This window comes from Acetohalobium arabaticum DSM 5501 (assembly GCF_000144695.1).
Taxonomy (GTDB): Bacteria; Bacillota; Halanaerobiia; order Halobacteroidales; family Acetohalobiaceae; genus Acetohalobium; species Acetohalobium arabaticum.
Window position 1 is genome coordinate 789,019 of record NC_014378.1, and the last position, 15,237, is coordinate 804,255.

Below are 15,237 nucleotides of genomic sequence, written 5' to 3' on the forward strand. Positions count from 1 at the left end.
TCGATTATTCAGTTCTTAAAAGGAACTGAATTTTTTTATTGAAAAATAGTAGTCTATTTGATATGATTGATGTAGAAAACTTTTCCAAAATATAATGGGGAGTGGTAAAATGTCGGCACAAGAAGTAGGAATAACTAAACAAGAGCAGCGTGAGGAAGTTATGAATTATAGGCAGCGGTTAACGGATAAAGAGTTATTGGATAAGAGTATGGAGATTAAGAAGAAATTATTTGAACTGGATGAATTTATAGAAGCAGAAGTAATTATGTTTTATGTGGATTTTAGAAATGAAGTTAAGACTGAATTTATGATTAAAGAAGCCTTGAATGACGGCAAACGGGTTGTTATTCCGATCAGTCAAGTGGAGGATAGATCTCTCTTATTATCTGAGCTAAAGGATTATGATCAGGAGTTAGAAACAGGCACTTATGATATTTTAGAGCCCAGAGAAGAATATATCAGGCCGGTTGAGCATAGTGAATTAGATTTAGTGACGGTTCCTGGAGTAGCCTTTGATGAAGACTGTAATCGCTTAGGGTATGGCGGCGGCTATTATGATCGGTTCTCTGCTGGTTTAGACCCTGATGTTGATAGAATAGCTTTAGCCTTTGAAATTCAGATCGTAGATCAGGTAGTGACTGATGAACATGACCTGCCAGTAGATAAAGTTTTGACTGAAAAAAGAGTAATTACATAATTATGCTTGAAATTTAAGTCTTCTTTTATCTGCGTCAACTTAATATAGGTACTTACTTATTATTGATATAATGTTGCAATTTAGAGTTGATATCTTGCAAACGCTCCGAAAATCAGCCCTAGTCAACCAGCAATAAATTACCCTTATAGCTACATTTAAAATTATAGCTTATATGGTGATTATTCTCTCTTTTGGGGCTGCTTTAAAGTCGCTTTTTGCAAGATATCAACTAATTGTGCAAAATTATCTGAGGTGACGTAAAACCATATTAATGAAATTTCTGTGCTGTAACTATAGCCTGGGAAGTTTCTCTGTTCCAGATCTTTTTTCTCCGAAACAGCCCAGGCTGTGATTGAAATGTAATACCATGGCAATATCATACTGCAAATGGTCAATATGCGTCTATAGCAACTCTAATTGATGATAACCATATTGACTATCACTGCAATATTTTGAAAGTGCAACATTATATCAACAATGATGCATTTCACCAAAATTTAGCTTAAGTTGACGCTTATAATTCTTCTTTTTGAATTCATCTGTAATTATTCTGACGAATATGATACTATATAGATGATAATTATGTTTAGAAGGGAGCTAATTAAGAATGGACCTTTTTACTCACAGCAGTCAAGAAGAACTTGATGCTTCAGCTCCTTTGGCTGATAGAATGCGGCCGACTACTTTGGATGATTTCTTTGGTCAGGAAGAAATTGTCGGTCCTGATCGATTATTACGGCGGGCTATCAAAGCTGATCGGATCCAGTCTTTAATTCTTTATGGTCCACCGGGAACCGGTAAAACAACTTTGGCTATGATAATTGCTAATACAACCAGTTCAGAATTTGAAAGATTAAATGCTGTTACTTCTGGAATAAAGGATATTAGGGAAATAATTAAGCAGGCCAAAGAAAGAAGAAGAATGTATCAGACAAAGACTATTCTGTTTATAGATGAAATACATAGATTTAATAAGTCTCAGCAGGATGCCTTGCTGCCAGCAGTCGAAAAAGGAATAATTATTTTAATTGGTGCTACTACTGAAAATCCTTATTTTGAAGTTAATTCACCTTTAGTTTCAAGATCCAGGGTATTTGAATTAAAGCCGCTTACTAAAGATAACCTAAAACAGATATTATTAAAGGCTCTAGATGATACTGAACAAGGTTTAGGCGACTATAAAGTTGATGTAACTCAGGAGGCCTTAGAGCATATTGCAGAAATGGCTAATGGAGATGCTAGGATAGCTTTAAATGCTTTAGAACTGGCTGTTTTGACTACTCCTGAGAATGGAACAGGGATTAAGGAGATAACCCTCAAAGTAGCAGAGGAGTCGATTCAACAGCGTAGCTTGGATTATGATAAGACAGGTGATAATCATTATGATACAGTTTCTGCCTTTATTAAGAGTATGCGGGGGTCGGACCCGGATGCAACACTGTATTGGTTAGCCCGTATGATAGAAGCAGGTGAGGATCCTAAATTTATTGCCCGCCGAATTCTTGTTCATGCAGCTGAAGATGTGGGTAATGCTGATCCCCAAGCATTGACAGTGGCTACTTCAACAGCCCGAGCAGTAGAGTATATAGGATTACCAGAAGCTAGAATTCCGTTGGCTCAGGCAGCAGTTTATATTGCTACTGCACCTAAAAGTAATTCTGCTATCAAGGGGATTGACCAAGCTCTAAAAGCAGTGCGAAGTGAAACAGTTTCTGGTATTCCTAATCATCTCAAGGATACTCATTATCAAGAGGCTGAAAAACTAGACCGCGGTATAGGCTATAAGTATCCCTATAATTATCCGCAAAATTATGTAAAACAACAGTATCTTCCAGATGAGTTAGCCAAGAAAAGATTTTATAAACCTGAAAATCAGGGCTATGAAAAGAAAATTAAGAAATTTTTAGATGAGTTAAAGAAAGATTAAATTAGGGTTTAGAGGTGGTCAAAATGCAGGATAAATATAAAACGATAGCAGAGAATTATCGGGTACAATTAAAGATTGATAAGTGTACATTTGTTGTTTCTGCAGCTAATGTGCAGACAGTAAAGGGTGCCGAAGACTTTATAGCTCGGGTTGCAGAGGAGTTTCCTGATGTTAAACATAATGATGTCTATGCTTTCAAAATAGGTTTAGGAAGTAATAGTATAGAGAAAGCTAGTGATGCTGGAGAACCGGCTGGTTCAGCAGGTCCCCCTCTTTTGCAGGCAATTAATGGTGCTGAAATAACTAATGTAGTTATTGTAGTTACACGTTATTTTGGCGGAAAACATGGTATCGGTGGTTTAATCAGGGCTTATGGTAAATGTGGACGGGAAGTAATTAAAGAAGCTGGAGTAATAGAGAAGGAACGCCATTTAACTATAGGTATTGGGGTTCCTTATGATTCAATGGGAAAGGTGATTAATGATTTAGAAGGCCACCATGGTAAAATCAAAGATACTAAATATACTAATGATGGAGTAGAGGTTATAGCAGTTATGAAGCCAAGTTATTTGGAAGAATTTAAAGAGAGAATTACTGAAATTACTGGAGGCCAGGCTGAATTTCGGCAGTTAGAGGAAGAATTTAGGTAAAGTGAGGGTTAAAGATGGAAGAGCTTAAAAAATGGAGTAGATTTATATTAGGACTATCTATAGTTAGTATTGGGATAGTATTGATCATTAAAGCAGACCTTGGCGTGGCTCCTTGGGATGTATTCCATATTGGCTTAACAAAGCAATTTGAGTTAACAATAGGTAGAGCAGGACAGTTAACAGGTGGAGTAATTATTCTGTTTAGTTATTTATTAGGCGGTATAAAGCCTAAAATAGGTACAGTATTAAATATGTTAGTAGTAGGTTTTATGATTGATGGAGTAATGTTAGTGATTCCTAAACCTCCTGTTGGTCAGATTTTTCAGTATTTATATCTATTCTTTGGAATTATTATTTTTGGTATCGGCGTTGGAATGTATATTTCTGCTCACTGTGGAACAGGACCACGGGATAGTTTAATGATGGCTTTGGATTATAAATTAAGATTTAATATTGGATTAATTAGAAATGGGATGGAAGTATTAGTCTTACTTATTGGTTACTGTTTAGGAGGACCGGTAGGCATTGGTACTTTCTGCTTTGCATTAGGGGTAGGTCCAGTAGTAAAGTTTTCATTGGATTTAATGGATAGGTTTGATAATTTTTCATCAGTAGGGACAGAATATTGAGAATGAGAACTTGAATATAGAAATGGCTCTAAAGTTAGTGCTTAGATAAGCATTAACTTTTTATAATTTTAATTTAAATGATTGACAAATGGTATTTCTTGTGTTAATATGAATCTAGATAAAACCAACCATAATGGTCGGGATTATAGAAAGGGGATTAGATGAAGCTATCTACAAAGGGGCGGTATGGAGTTAGAGCAATGGTAGATTTAGCTCTTCATTATGATGATCAAGGGGCTACTCCATTGAATAGTATAGCAGAACGCCAGAATATTTCTGAACATTATCTAGAACAGTTAATAGCTACTTTACGGAAGGCAGGCCTTGTAAATAGTGTGCGTGGAGCATATGGGGGATATCTACTGGCTAGAAAGCCAGCTGAAATTACTGTTAAAGATATTATTCAAGAATTAGAAGGTCCTATTGCACCGTCTGAGTGTGTAGCTAAGGAATCAGAAAGCAGTTGTGAAAATATAGAAAGCTGTATTACTCGTTTAATCTGGAAGAAATTACGGAATAGTATTAATGAAGTCTTAAACTCCATTACTCTTGAAGATTTACGTCAGGAAGCTATTAATGCTAAACAAGAGGGAGAACATCACGGTTATTCATACCATATTTAAAGGGATTGAGGAGGTAATTTGAAAATGGAAAAAGTTTATTTAGATAATGCTGCTACTACTCCAGTAGCACCAGAAGTTAAAGAAGCTATCGAGCCTTACTTGGCTGAAAAATTTGGTAATGCATCCAGTGTTCATTCTTTTGGTAGAGAGGTAAGAGAAAAAGTTGAGGCTGTTCGTGAAGAAGTAGCAGAATTAATTGGAGCAGATGATCCAGAGGAAGTTATCTTTACTAGCGGTGGTACTGAGGCAGATAATCTATCTATTAAAGGAATAGCAATGGAGAATAGAGATAAGGGGCAACATATTATTACTTCTAGTATTGAACATCATGCTGTTTTACATCCCTGTGAATACTTAGAAGAGTACCATGATTTTGATGTAACTTATCTGCCGGTTGATGAAGATGGATTAGTTGATCCAGCAGATGTAGCTGAGGCTATTACTGATGAAACGATTTTGGTTACTATTATGTTGGCTAATAATGAAGTAGGGACAATTCAGCCAATTGCTGAAATAGGAGAGATACTAAAGGACAAAGATATTTATTTTCACACTGATGCTGTCCAGGCTGTAGGTTCCATTCCAGTAGATGTTAATGAATTACAAGTTGATCTTCTTTCTTTGTCGGCCCATAAGTTTAATGGACCCAAAGGTATTGGAGCCTGTTATATCCGTAAAGGAACTGAAATTATTCCTTTTATGCATGGTGGAGCCCAGGAAAGGGGTCTACGTGCTAGTACAGAGAATGTGCCAGGGATTGTTGGTTTAGGTAAGGCGGCTGAATTAGCAGCTGAAAATTTGGAAGAAAAGCAGAAAAAGATTACTGAATTAAGAGATAGATTAATCAATGGTATTAAAGAGAATATAGATGAAGTTATTTTAAATGGTCATCCAACTAAGCGATTGCCGAATAATGTTAATGTTAGCATCCGTTATATTGAAGGAGAGTCTTTATTGCTTAATTTGGACTTAGAAGGGATTGCAGCTTCTAGCGGTTCTGCCTGTACTTCTGGATCGTTAGATCCTTCTCATGTATTATTGGCTATGGACATTCCCCATGAGATTGCTCATGGTTCACTGCGTTTAACTTTAGGAAAGTATACAACTGAAGAAGAGATTGATTATGCATTGGAAAGATTATCTAAAGTAGTTGATAAGTTACGTGCAATGTCTCCAATTTATAATAAGGCTAAATAAATAAGATGAAAGTTAATTTTTAGATATAAAAGGGAGTGGGTAAATATGTATTCTGATAAAGTGATGGATCATTTTCAGAATCCACGAAATGTGGGTGAGATTGAAGATGCAGATGGAGTAGGAGAAGTAGGAAATCCAACCTGTGGAGATATTATGAAGATGTATATTACAGTAGAAGATGATGTAATTACAGATATAAAGTTTAAGACTTTTGGCTGTGGAGCAGCTATTGCTACTAGCAGTATTACTACTGAGATGGTGAAAGGAAAAACACTTGACGAAGCAGAAGAGTTGACTAATTCAGAGGTAGCAGAGGCATTGGACGGTCTTCCACCAGAGAAGATGCACTGTTCTAATTTAGCAGCTGATGCATTACAGAATGCAATTAATAATTATAAAGGTATTGAAGATGATGATGTCTGTACTCATTGTGAGGATATAAGCCATTAAATATAAGAAGGAGAGCAAAACTAATGACAGATAAAAAGGTAATGGTAGCCATGAGTGGGGGAGTAGATAGCTCCCTTACTGCTGCTTTACTCAACTTTTCCTTGACAAAAGAGCTGATAGATGATAAATTATAAAGTGTCGCCTCACAGGGGCTGACAAATTAATTCATTTTTTTCTTGACAAAGTTAAGTTTTGATGTTAGAATGTTTAATGTCGCTTGTAAGAAAGCAGGCTTTTCTGCTGCAAAATCAAATAATTTGAGATTTCTTCTTGACAAGTGACTGGATTTGTGTTAATATATTAATTGTCGCTTGAAAAGAACTGAATCTTCTTGAGATTCTTGAATTTGTTCTTGACAAGCTACAAGAAAAATGTTAAAATACTTGATGTCGCTTATTCGCGACTACTGATCTTTGAAAACTGAACATTGTCCATGCCAACGTCAATTGAGAATGGTAGTAATCCTTTATTCTTATTTGAGCCATATTAAACTCAACTTTTAGATCTGCTCTGCAGATTTAAATATATTCTTTTATCGGAGAGTTTGATCCTGGCTCAGGACGAACGCTGGCGGCGTGCCTAACACATGCAAGTCGCGCGAGAAAGCTGCTCTTTGAGCAGTTAGTAAAGCGGCGGACGGGTGAGTAACGCGTGAGTAATCTACCTTTAAGTCTGATATAACTTCTCGAAAGGGAAGCTAATTTCGGATATTATGCTGCCTGGATAACCAGGCTGCATCAAAGGCGGCTTTTTGCCTCCGCTTTTAGATGTGCTCGCGTCCCATTAGCTTGTTGGTGAGATAACAGCTCACCAAGGCTGCGATGGGTAGCCGACCTGAGAGGGTGATCGGCCACACTGGGACTGAGACACGGCCCAGACTCCTACGGGAGGCTGCAGTGGGGAATCTTTCGCAATGAGCGCAAGCTTGACGAAGCGACGCCGCGTGAGTGATGAAGGCCTTCGGGTCGTAAAGCTCTGTCCTCAGGGAAGAACATCTTAGTAGTGAATAACTGCTAGGCTTGACGGTACCTGAGAAGAAAGCTCCGGCTAACTACGTGCCAGCAGCCGCGGTAATACGTAGGGAGCAAGCGTTGTCCGGAATCATTGGGCGTAAAGGGTGCGCAGGCGGTCTGGCAAGTCAAGTGTGAAATGTATCGGCTTAACTGATACACTGCGCTTGAAACTGTCAGACTTGAGGGCAAGAGAAGAGAGCGGAATTCCTAGTGTAGCGGTGAAATGCGTAGATATTAGGAAGAACACCAGTGGCGAAAGCGGCTCTCTGGCTTGACCCTGACGCTGAGGCACGAAAGCTAGGGGAGCGAACGGGATTAGATACCCCGGTAGTCCTGGCTGTAAACGCTGGATACTAGGTGTTGGGGGTTCAACTCCCTCAGTGCTGCAGTTAACGCGTTAAGTATCCCGCCTGGGGATTACGACCGCAAGGTTGAAACTCAAAGGAATTGACGGGGGCCTGCACAAGCGGCGGAGCATGTGGTTTAATTCGAAGCAACGCGCAGAACCTTACCAGGGCTTGACATCCCGTGACTATCTGTCAACAGCAGAATTTGGTCCTTTGGATCACACGGTGACAGGTGGTGCATGGCTGTCGTCAGCTCGTGTCGTGAGATGTTGGGTTAAGTCCCGCAACGAGCGTAACCCCTATCCTTAGTTGCCAGCATTAAGTTGGGGACTCTAGGGAGACTGCCAGTCAAAAACTGGAGGAAGGTGGGGATGACGTCAAGTCATCATGCCCCTTATGCTCTGGGCTACACACGTGCTACAATGGCCTGTACAGAGGGCTGCTATACCGCAAGGTTTAGCCAATCCTCAAAACAGGTCCCAGTTCGGATTGCTGGCTGCAACTCGCCTGCATGAAGCTGGAGTCGCTAGTAATCGCGGATCAGAATGCCGCGGTGAATCCGTTCCCAGGCCTTGTACACACCGCCCGTCACACCACCCGAGTTGGATGCACCAGAAGTCGTCTACGGGCGCCGAAGGTGTGTCCGATAAGGGGGGTGAAGTCGCAACAAGGTAGCCGTATCGGAAGGTGCGGCTGGATCACCTCCTTTCTAAGGAGTACTTTTAAACCATTCTATTGCGTTTAACGGACAATGTTCAGTTTTGAGAGATCAATTCTCTCAAACTTGTACTTTGAAAACTGCACAATACCTGCATCAACAGATCAAATTACTAAGGGCATACGGTGGATATCTAGGTGCCGGAAGTCGATGAGGGACGTGGTAAGCTGCGAAAAGCTTCGGTTAGCTGCACACAAGTGTTGATCCGAAGATTTCCTAATGGGAGTACCTGCTTTGGAGTAATATCCAAGCATCTAAGCCTCAATTCATAGGGTTTAGAGGACATACCAGGTGAACTGAAACATCTCAGTAACCTAAGGAACAGAAAACAACAGTGATTCCCCTAGTAGCGGCGAGCGAAAAGGGAAGAGCCCAAACTATAACAGTGTAAGCTTACAGGCGTTGCTGTTATAGCGTCGTAGGAGTTATCAGGTAGTGCTGTAACACTACACAAGTTGATTCTTTTCTAGTCGAATCATCTGGAAAGATGAACCATAGAAGGTGATAGTCCTGTAGACGAAAGAAAGGATAGACTTGATAACTTCCTGAGTACCATGAGTCACGTGGAACCTCGTGGGAAGTAAGGAGGACCATCTCCTAAGGCTAAATACTACCCGGCAACCGATAGTGAACCAGTACCGTGAGGGAAAGATGAAAAGAACCCCGGGAGGGGAGTGAAATAGAATTTGAAACCGTATGCTTACAAGCGGTCAGAGGACTATTTAAAGTCTGATGGCGTGCTTTTTGCATAACGAACCGGCGAGTTACAGATTGTGGCCCAGGTTAAGCTTTAAAAGCGAAGCCACAGCGAAAGCGAGTCTTAAAAGGCGCAAGTCGCAGTCTGTAGACCCGAAACCGAGTGATCTATCCTTGGTCAGGCTGAAGCACGGGTAAGATCGTGTGGAAGACCGAACCTATTGGCGTTGAAAAGCCATAGGATGAGCTGAGGATAGGGGTGAAAGGCCAATCGAACTCGGAAATAGCTGGTTCTCTCCGAAATAGCTTTAGGGCTAGCCTTAAGTATCTGTCTTGGCGGTAGAGCACTGATTGGACTAGGGGCTTAATCAAGTTACCGAATCCAGTCAAACTCCGAACGCCATTACAGTAAGCTTAGGAGTCAGACTACGGGGGATAAGCTGCGTAGTCGAGAGGGAAACAACCCAGATCGCCAGTTAAGGTCCCAAAGTATAGACTAAGTGGTAAAGGAAGTGGAGTTGCATAGACAACCAGGATGTTGGCTTAGAACCAGCCATTCATTTAAAGAGTGCGTAACAGCTCACTGGTCGAGTGACTTTGCGCCAAAAATGTTCGGGGCTTAAGTCTATCACCGAAACTGCGGATTGGTTTTACCAATGGTAGGAGAGCATTCTATTTGGACCGAAGCTGTACCGAAAGGAGCAGTGGACTGAATAGAAGAGAGAATGCCGGTATGAGTAACGATAAAATAGGTGAGAATCCTATTCGCCGATAGTCTAAGGTTTCCTGAGGAAGGCTCGTCCGCTCAGGGTAAGCCGGGACCTAAGCCGAGGCCGAAAGGCGTAGGTGATGGTTAATCGGTCAAGATTCCGATGCCGCCTTTAATCATTTGAGTAAAGGAGTGACACAGGAAGGTATGTCAGCATGGTAATGGATATTCCATGTTTAAGCAGTCAGGGAGCTAATCTAGGTAAATCCGGATTAGTGTTAATCCTAAGCTGTGATGACGACTCTCTACGGAGAGGAAGTGACAATTCCTCGACTGTCAAGAAAAGCTTCTAGCGAGATTAAAGGCGCCCGTACCGCAAACCGACACAGGTAGACAGGATGAGAATTCTAAGGCGCGCGAGAGAACCCTTGTTAAGGAACTCGGCAAAATGACCCCGTAACTTCGGGAGAAGGGGTACCTGTCTTTGACAGGTTGCAACAACCAGGCCCAAGCGACTATTTACCAAAAATACAGGTCTCTGCTAAGACGCAAGTCGAAGTATAGGGGCTGACGCCTGCCCGGTGCTGGAAGGTCAAGGGGAAGAGTTAGTCATCTTTTGATGATGAAGCTTGGAACTTAAGCCCCAGTAAACGGCGGCCGTAACTATAACGGTCCTAAGGTAGCGAAATTCCTTGTCGGGTAAGTTCCGACCTGCACGAATGGCGAAACGACTTGGGCGCTGTCTCAACAAGGGACTCGGTGAAATTGAAGTGTCTGTGAAGATGCAGGCTACCCACGACAGGACGGAAAGACCCCGTGGAGCTTTACTGCAGCCTGATATTGAGTTTTGGTACAATATGTACAGGATAAGTGGAAGGCATTGACACCGGAGCGCCAGTTTCGGTTAAGCCATCCCTGGGATACCACTCTTATTGTTCCGGAATTCTAACTTTGTAGCGTTATCCGCTATGGGGACAGTGTCAGGCAGGCAGTTTGACTGGGGCGGTCGACTCCCAAACAGTAACGGAGTCGCCCAAAGGTTCCCTCAGTACGGTTGGAAATCGTACGTAGAGTGTAAAGGCAGAAGGGAGCTTAACTGCAAGACATACAGGTCGAGCAGATACGAAAGTAGGGCTTAGTGATCCGACGGTAGAGAGTGGAATTGCCGTCGCTCAACGGATAAAAGTTACCCCGGGGATAACAGGCTTATCTTTCCCAAGAGTTCACATCGACGGAAAGGTTTGGCACCTCGATGTCGGCTCGTCGCATCCTGGAGCTGGAGCAGGTTCCAAGGGTTGGGCTGTTCGCCCATTAAAGCGGTACGCGAGCTGGGTTCAGAACGTCGTGAGACAGTTCGGTCCCTAATCCGTCGTGGGCACAGGAGACTTGCGAGGATCTATCCCTAGTACGAGAGGACCGGGATGGACGTACCTCTGGTGAACCAGTTGTTCTGCCCAGAGCAGAGCTGGGTAGCTAAGTACGGATAAGATAAGCGCTGAAAGCATCTAAGCGCGAAGCCAACCTCAAGATAAGGTTTCCCATAGAGTAAATCTAGTAAGATCCCTGAAAGAAGATCAGGTAGATAGGCCAGAGGTGTAAGGACAGTAATGTTCTAAGCTGACTGGTACTAATAGATCGAGGATTTGATCTGTGGAAGGTATTGTGCAGTTTTGAAAGTGCAACTAGAAAGCACTTGACAAGAGTCAATAGAGATGATATATTGTTAGGTGTGAGTAAAAAATAAACAAGTAAATAAATTTTCCGGTGGTAATCGCGGAGGGGCTACACCTGTTCCCATTTCGAACACAGCAGTTAAGTCCTCCAGCGCTGATGGTACTATGGGGGTGACCCTATGGGAGAGTAGGTCGCTGCCGGAAATTAATTAATAAAGCATATTGAAGATATTGGGATGTCGCCAAGCGGTAAGGCACAGGGTTTTGGTCTCTGTACCGCAGGTTCGAATCCTGCCATCCCAGCCATTAAGATATGCCCCCATCGTCTAGAGGCCCAGGATACTAGGTTTTCATCCTAGCGGCAGGGGTTCGAATCCCCTTGGGGGTGCCACTAAAACTTATTTAAATGCACTTGAATATATTGTAAGTAAGTAACTTGAACTTAAGTGTAGTAATAGCATATGCCACAGCAAGGCTTGGTTTGTAGCCTGGCTGGGGGTGCCATTAAGGGCGAATAGCTCAGTTGGGAGAGCACCTGCCTTACAAGCAGGGGGTCACAGGTTCGAGCCCTGTTTCGCCCACCATTTAAGGGGATGTAGTAGAGCTGGTCAACAACGCCGGCCTGTCACGCCGGAGGACGCGGGTTCAAATCCCGTCATCCCCGCCATGTGCTGACGTAGCTCAATTGGCAGAGCAGCTGACTTGTAATCAGCAGGTTACCGGTTCAAGTCCGGTCGTCAGCTCCAAGTAAAGTGGGCCATTAGCTCAGCTGGAAGAGCATCGGACTTTTAATCCGAGTGTCGGAGGTTCGATCCCTCCATGGCTCACCATTTAAAAGAATAAATACCGCGGGGTAGAGCAGTCTGGTAGCTCGTCGGGCTCATAACCCGGAGGCCATCGGTTCGAATCCGATCCCCGCAACCATATAATCTTTTATAATTGTAGTGCTTGAAAAGTGCAACCAAAATGTTTTATAAATGTGGCGAGATAGCTCAGTTGGTAGAGCAGTGGATTGAAAATCCTCGTGTCCCCGGTTCGAATCCGGGTCTTGCCACCATCTATTTAATCTTCGTGCGAAGGTGGTGGAACTGGCAGACACGCTAGATTTAGGATCTAGTGGGTTAATCCCGTGCGGGTTCGACTCCCGCCCTTCGCACCATTTTGATTATGCGGGAATAGCTCAGTTGGCTAGAGCACCAGCCTTCCAAGCTGGGTGTCGCCGGTTCGAGTCCGGTTTCCCGCTCCAATTTTTTCGCGCCTGTAGCTCAGGTGGATAGAGCAATGGACTTCTAATCCATGAGTCGGGGGTTCGATTCCTCCCAGGCGTACCACTTTTCTTTTGTGGTGGGTGTAGCTCAGATGGTTAGAGCGCAGGATTGTGGCTCCTGAGGTCGTGGGTTCAAATCCCATCACTCACCCCATTTAAAATTTAAATCTGAAATTTACTCTCTAATATGTGATAACTATCATATGTTAGAGTTTTTTTATTTTACGGGGGATATAAATTCTTTATTTTTGCAGGGAATTTATAATAATAGACAGAATAAGTAAAATAGAAAGAAAAATAAATAATCAGGTGGTGGTTAAAATGATTAACAGGCGGTCTAAATTTATAATTATTAGTTTAATCGTAATTAATTTGTTATGTACCGGTTTTGTGGCGACGGCTTCAAGTTCGAACAAGGAAGTAAGTAATTATAAATTGGGACTAAAGCATTTTAGAGCTGGTGATTATCAGTCTGCTGTTCCGAAATTAGCTGCAGCTATTTCAGAAAATCCTGATTTAATGTATCCTCATTATATATTGGGATTGACTTATTATCGTTTAGATAAGTATAAATTTGCTGAAACTCAATTAAAGAAAGCCCATGAAATTAAGCCGGAGCATTATCGAGTTATGGTTAATCTAGGTAGAGTTTATTTAAAACAAGATAAAATAGACCAGGCAATAGAGATTACTAAACAAGCTATTGAAACTAATCAAAAGATTGATGATGCTTATAATGTTTTAGGAAGAGCTTATAGGAAGGCTGAAAAGATTAAAGAAGCGATTGATAGTTTTAAAAAAGCAGTAGAATTAAATGATGAAAATTATTATGTTCTAAATAATTTAGGATATACGTATATCCAGACTAATCAGTATAAAGAGGCTATTTCAGTTTTGAAACAAGCAGTTGCTTTAAACCCGGGGATTCCTTATTTATATAATAATTTAGGGTTTGCTTATGAAAATGTGGATGAATTAAAGAAGGCAAAAAAAGCCTATGAAGAAGCTTTGGCTGTGGATAGTACTTACCAGAAAGCAGAAGTTAATTTAGAACGAGTAAAGCGGCTATTAAAATAATAAAACATAAAAACACCTTTAATCAGTCAGTATGATTAGAGGTGTTTTTATAGGTATTCGGCTCAGAAAACCCCTATGCTTGTCGTAGGGGCTGAATGAGCCTTTAATTTTAAGTTTTGATACCTTGAAATTAAATATTCTTTTGATTTTCATATTTGTTAATAATATGCTCCATGCCTTCTTCAATTAAATCATTAGCATTTTTGTCTAATTCAATATTAAAGGCATAAATTTTTCTTCTATTACACAGTCTATTAATGGTATTCTTATTAATAGGATGTGTTAATATGAATAATAAGTATTCATTTTTATTAGGAGCAGGAGCATCAGTTCCGGCTGGTATACCGCCTTTAGAACAGCTATATGAATTATATGTTGAAAATTTAACTAAAAGAGAGATAGATTTAATTAGTTTAATGGAAGATAGGTTTGCTAAAGATGATTATAATTTCAATCTAAAATTGTTACTAAAGATATTGAATTTATTTAAAGAACTTGACCAGGAACCAATTAAATCTTTATTTATCAATACAGATAATGAATTAATAAATAATTTAGATTTAGTTTCGACTATGATCAAAAAATTAAAGAGATTAATTCGAAAAGAATGTACTGTGGAAAAAAGTAATATAGATTATCTATTGCCTTTAAGGAGATTCATCTATAATATAGATAGTTTACAGGTGTTTACCCTAAATTATGATTTGCTTATCGAAACATTATGTGAACTTTACCAAATTAATTATACTGATGGTTTTAGATTAACCTGGCAGCCTGATTTACTTGAAGATAAGAGTTTTGATCTGCGATTGTATAAACTACATGGTTCAAGTATGTGGTATGAAACAGAAGATGAGAGGAAATTAAAGATTCCTGTTACTAATTACGATGGTAAATTGGAGTATTTTTTAGGTACAGAATTATCCAATTTATTAGTCTATCCTAAAAAGAATAGCTGTGAGCCGTTTCAAAAATTATTACATTATTTTGGTCTACACCTACTAGAGACAGAAATTTTAATCTGTATTGGATATAGTTTTGGTGATTCTTTAATAAAACAGCAGGTGCTTGAAGGGTTGAAAAATAATCCTCAATTACATATTTACTTAGTCAGCCCTCATGCAGAACAGACTTTAGAAGAGCATTTTAGCTGCTATAAAGAACGAATTACTTTTTTCAATCTGGGAATAGAAGAAGCATTAGCCGATGATTTTTTATATTTCAAAGTGCATGATTTTAGGAATGAATAATTCTGAATATAGGAGTGAAAGCAAAATGGCATTAATAATTCTTTCCTTATTATTGGGACTATTAATCGGTTATTTTGAAATTCTGCCGAATAAATTATCCAGTTTAACTGATGAATTAATTACTATAGGATTAGTATTGTTGCTATTCAGTATGGGAGCAGAAATGGGGTTAAATGATAAGATTATATCTAACTTAGATAAGTTAGGTTTTCAAGCTTTAGCCTTAGCAGTAGGAAGTATAGCAGGAAGCTTAAGTTTAATTAAGTTAATAGAAGGTATGATAATTGATTTTGGAAAGGAGGATAAGAACTAAA

At 40.4% G+C, this 15,237-nt stretch carries 11 protein-coding genes, 12 tRNA genes and 3 rRNA genes; all 26 read left to right on the top strand.

The window, feature by feature from the left end:
• Positions 1–109 precede the first annotated feature (109 nt).
• The 26 genes from acear_RS03840 to acear_RS12780 all read left to right on the top strand — a co-directional run bounded on the left by acear_RS03840 (position 110) and on the right by acear_RS12780 (position 15,236).
• Complete coding sequence (locus acear_RS03840; protein ID WP_013277710.1) at positions 110–697, top strand: 5-formyltetrahydrofolate cyclo-ligase; 588 nt, start codon at positions 110–112, stop codon at positions 695–697.
• A 607-nt stretch (positions 698–1,304) separates the two neighbouring features.
• Positions 1,305–2,624 (top strand): AAA family ATPase, encoded by a 1,320-nt coding sequence (locus acear_RS03845; protein WP_013277711.1) that lies wholly within the window; start codon positions 1,305–1,307, stop codon positions 2,622–2,624.
• 23 nt (positions 2,625–2,647) lie between these two features.
• On the top strand, positions 2,648–3,274 hold the full coding sequence (locus tag acear_RS03850; RefSeq protein WP_013277712.1) for an IMPACT family protein: 627 nt from the start codon (positions 2,648–2,650) through the stop codon (positions 3,272–3,274).
• Between the two features lie 14 nt (positions 3,275–3,288).
• Entirely contained in the window at positions 3,289–3,903 is a 615-nt protein-coding gene (locus acear_RS03855) for a YczE/YyaS/YitT family protein (protein WP_013277713.1), read from the top strand.
• A gap of 161 nt (positions 3,904–4,064) precedes the next feature.
• A complete protein-coding gene (locus acear_RS03860) occupies positions 4,065–4,526 on the top strand; it encodes an RrF2 family transcriptional regulator (RefSeq protein ID WP_013277714.1) in 462 nt (153 codons plus the stop codon).
• A gap of 24 nt (positions 4,527–4,550) precedes the next feature.
• Positions 4,551–5,723: a cysteine desulfurase NifS gene (gene nifS / locus acear_RS03865; RefSeq protein WP_013277715.1), complete on the top strand. Its 1,173-nt coding sequence runs from the start codon at positions 4,551–4,553 to the stop codon at positions 5,721–5,723.
• Positions 5,724–5,768: 45 nt separating this feature from the next.
• A complete protein-coding gene (gene nifU / locus acear_RS03870; protein ID WP_013277716.1) occupies positions 5,769–6,173 on the top strand; it encodes a Fe-S cluster assembly scaffold protein NifU in 405 nt (134 codons plus the stop codon).
• 23 nt (positions 6,174–6,196) lie between these two features.
• A complete protein-coding gene (locus acear_RS12675) occupies positions 6,197–6,307 on the top strand; it encodes a tRNA methyltransferase (RefSeq protein ID WP_013277717.1) in 111 nt (36 codons plus the stop codon).
• A gap of 398 nt (positions 6,308–6,705) precedes the next feature.
• A 16S ribosomal RNA gene (locus tag acear_RS03875) occupies positions 6,706–8,242 on the top strand.
• Positions 8,243–8,353: 111 nt separating this feature from the next.
• A 23S ribosomal RNA gene (locus acear_RS03880) occupies positions 8,354–11,307 on the top strand.
• Positions 11,308–11,416: 109 nt separating this feature from the next.
• Positions 11,417–11,533 (top strand): 5S ribosomal RNA (gene rrf / locus acear_RS03885).
• Together the 16S, 23S and 5S rRNA genes with 12 tRNA genes alongside form the textbook arrangement of a ribosomal RNA operon.
• Positions 11,534–11,561: 28 nt before the next feature.
• A tRNA-Gln gene (locus tag acear_RS03890) sits at positions 11,562–11,635 on the top strand.
• A gap of 9 nt (positions 11,636–11,644) precedes the next feature.
• Positions 11,645–11,720 (top strand) — tRNA-Glu (locus acear_RS03895).
• Positions 11,721–11,837: 117 nt separating this feature from the next.
• Positions 11,838–11,913: transfer RNA gene (locus acear_RS03900), tRNA-Val, on the top strand.
• A 5-nt stretch (positions 11,914–11,918) separates the two neighbouring features.
• Positions 11,919–11,996, top strand: a tRNA-Asp gene (locus acear_RS03905).
• 3 nt (positions 11,997–11,999) lie between these two features.
• Positions 12,000–12,075 (top strand) — tRNA-Thr (locus acear_RS03910).
• An 8-nt stretch (positions 12,076–12,083) separates the two neighbouring features.
• Positions 12,084–12,159: transfer RNA gene (locus acear_RS03915), tRNA-Lys, on the top strand.
• A gap of 17 nt (positions 12,160–12,176) precedes the next feature.
• Positions 12,177–12,253: transfer RNA gene (locus tag acear_RS03920), tRNA-Met, on the top strand.
• A 57-nt stretch (positions 12,254–12,310) separates the two neighbouring features.
• Positions 12,311–12,386, top strand: a tRNA-Phe gene (locus acear_RS03925).
• Between the two features lie 16 nt (positions 12,387–12,402).
• Positions 12,403–12,488: transfer RNA gene (locus acear_RS03930), tRNA-Leu, on the top strand.
• 10 nt (positions 12,489–12,498) lie between these two features.
• Positions 12,499–12,575: transfer RNA gene (locus tag acear_RS03935), tRNA-Gly, on the top strand.
• A gap of 8 nt (positions 12,576–12,583) precedes the next feature.
• Positions 12,584–12,660 (top strand) — tRNA-Arg (locus tag acear_RS03940).
• Positions 12,661–12,673: 13 nt separating this feature from the next.
• Positions 12,674–12,750 (top strand) — tRNA-His (locus acear_RS03945).
• A gap of 167 nt (positions 12,751–12,917) precedes the next feature.
• The gene (locus tag acear_RS03950) at positions 12,918–13,673 is read left to right on the top strand and encodes a tetratricopeptide repeat protein (protein ID WP_013277718.1); all 756 of its coding nucleotides are present in this window, start codon (positions 12,918–12,920) and stop codon (positions 13,671–13,673) included.
• A 287-nt stretch (positions 13,674–13,960) separates the two neighbouring features.
• Positions 13,961–14,923, top strand: a complete 963-nt coding sequence (locus acear_RS03955) for an SIR2 family protein (RefSeq protein WP_013277719.1) — start codon at positions 13,961–13,963, stop codon at positions 14,921–14,923.
• 25 nt (positions 14,924–14,948) lie between these two features.
• Entirely contained in the window at positions 14,949–15,236 is a 288-nt protein-coding gene (locus tag acear_RS12780; RefSeq protein WP_013277720.1) for a LysO family transporter, read from the top strand.
• Position 15,237 lies beyond the last annotated feature (1 nt).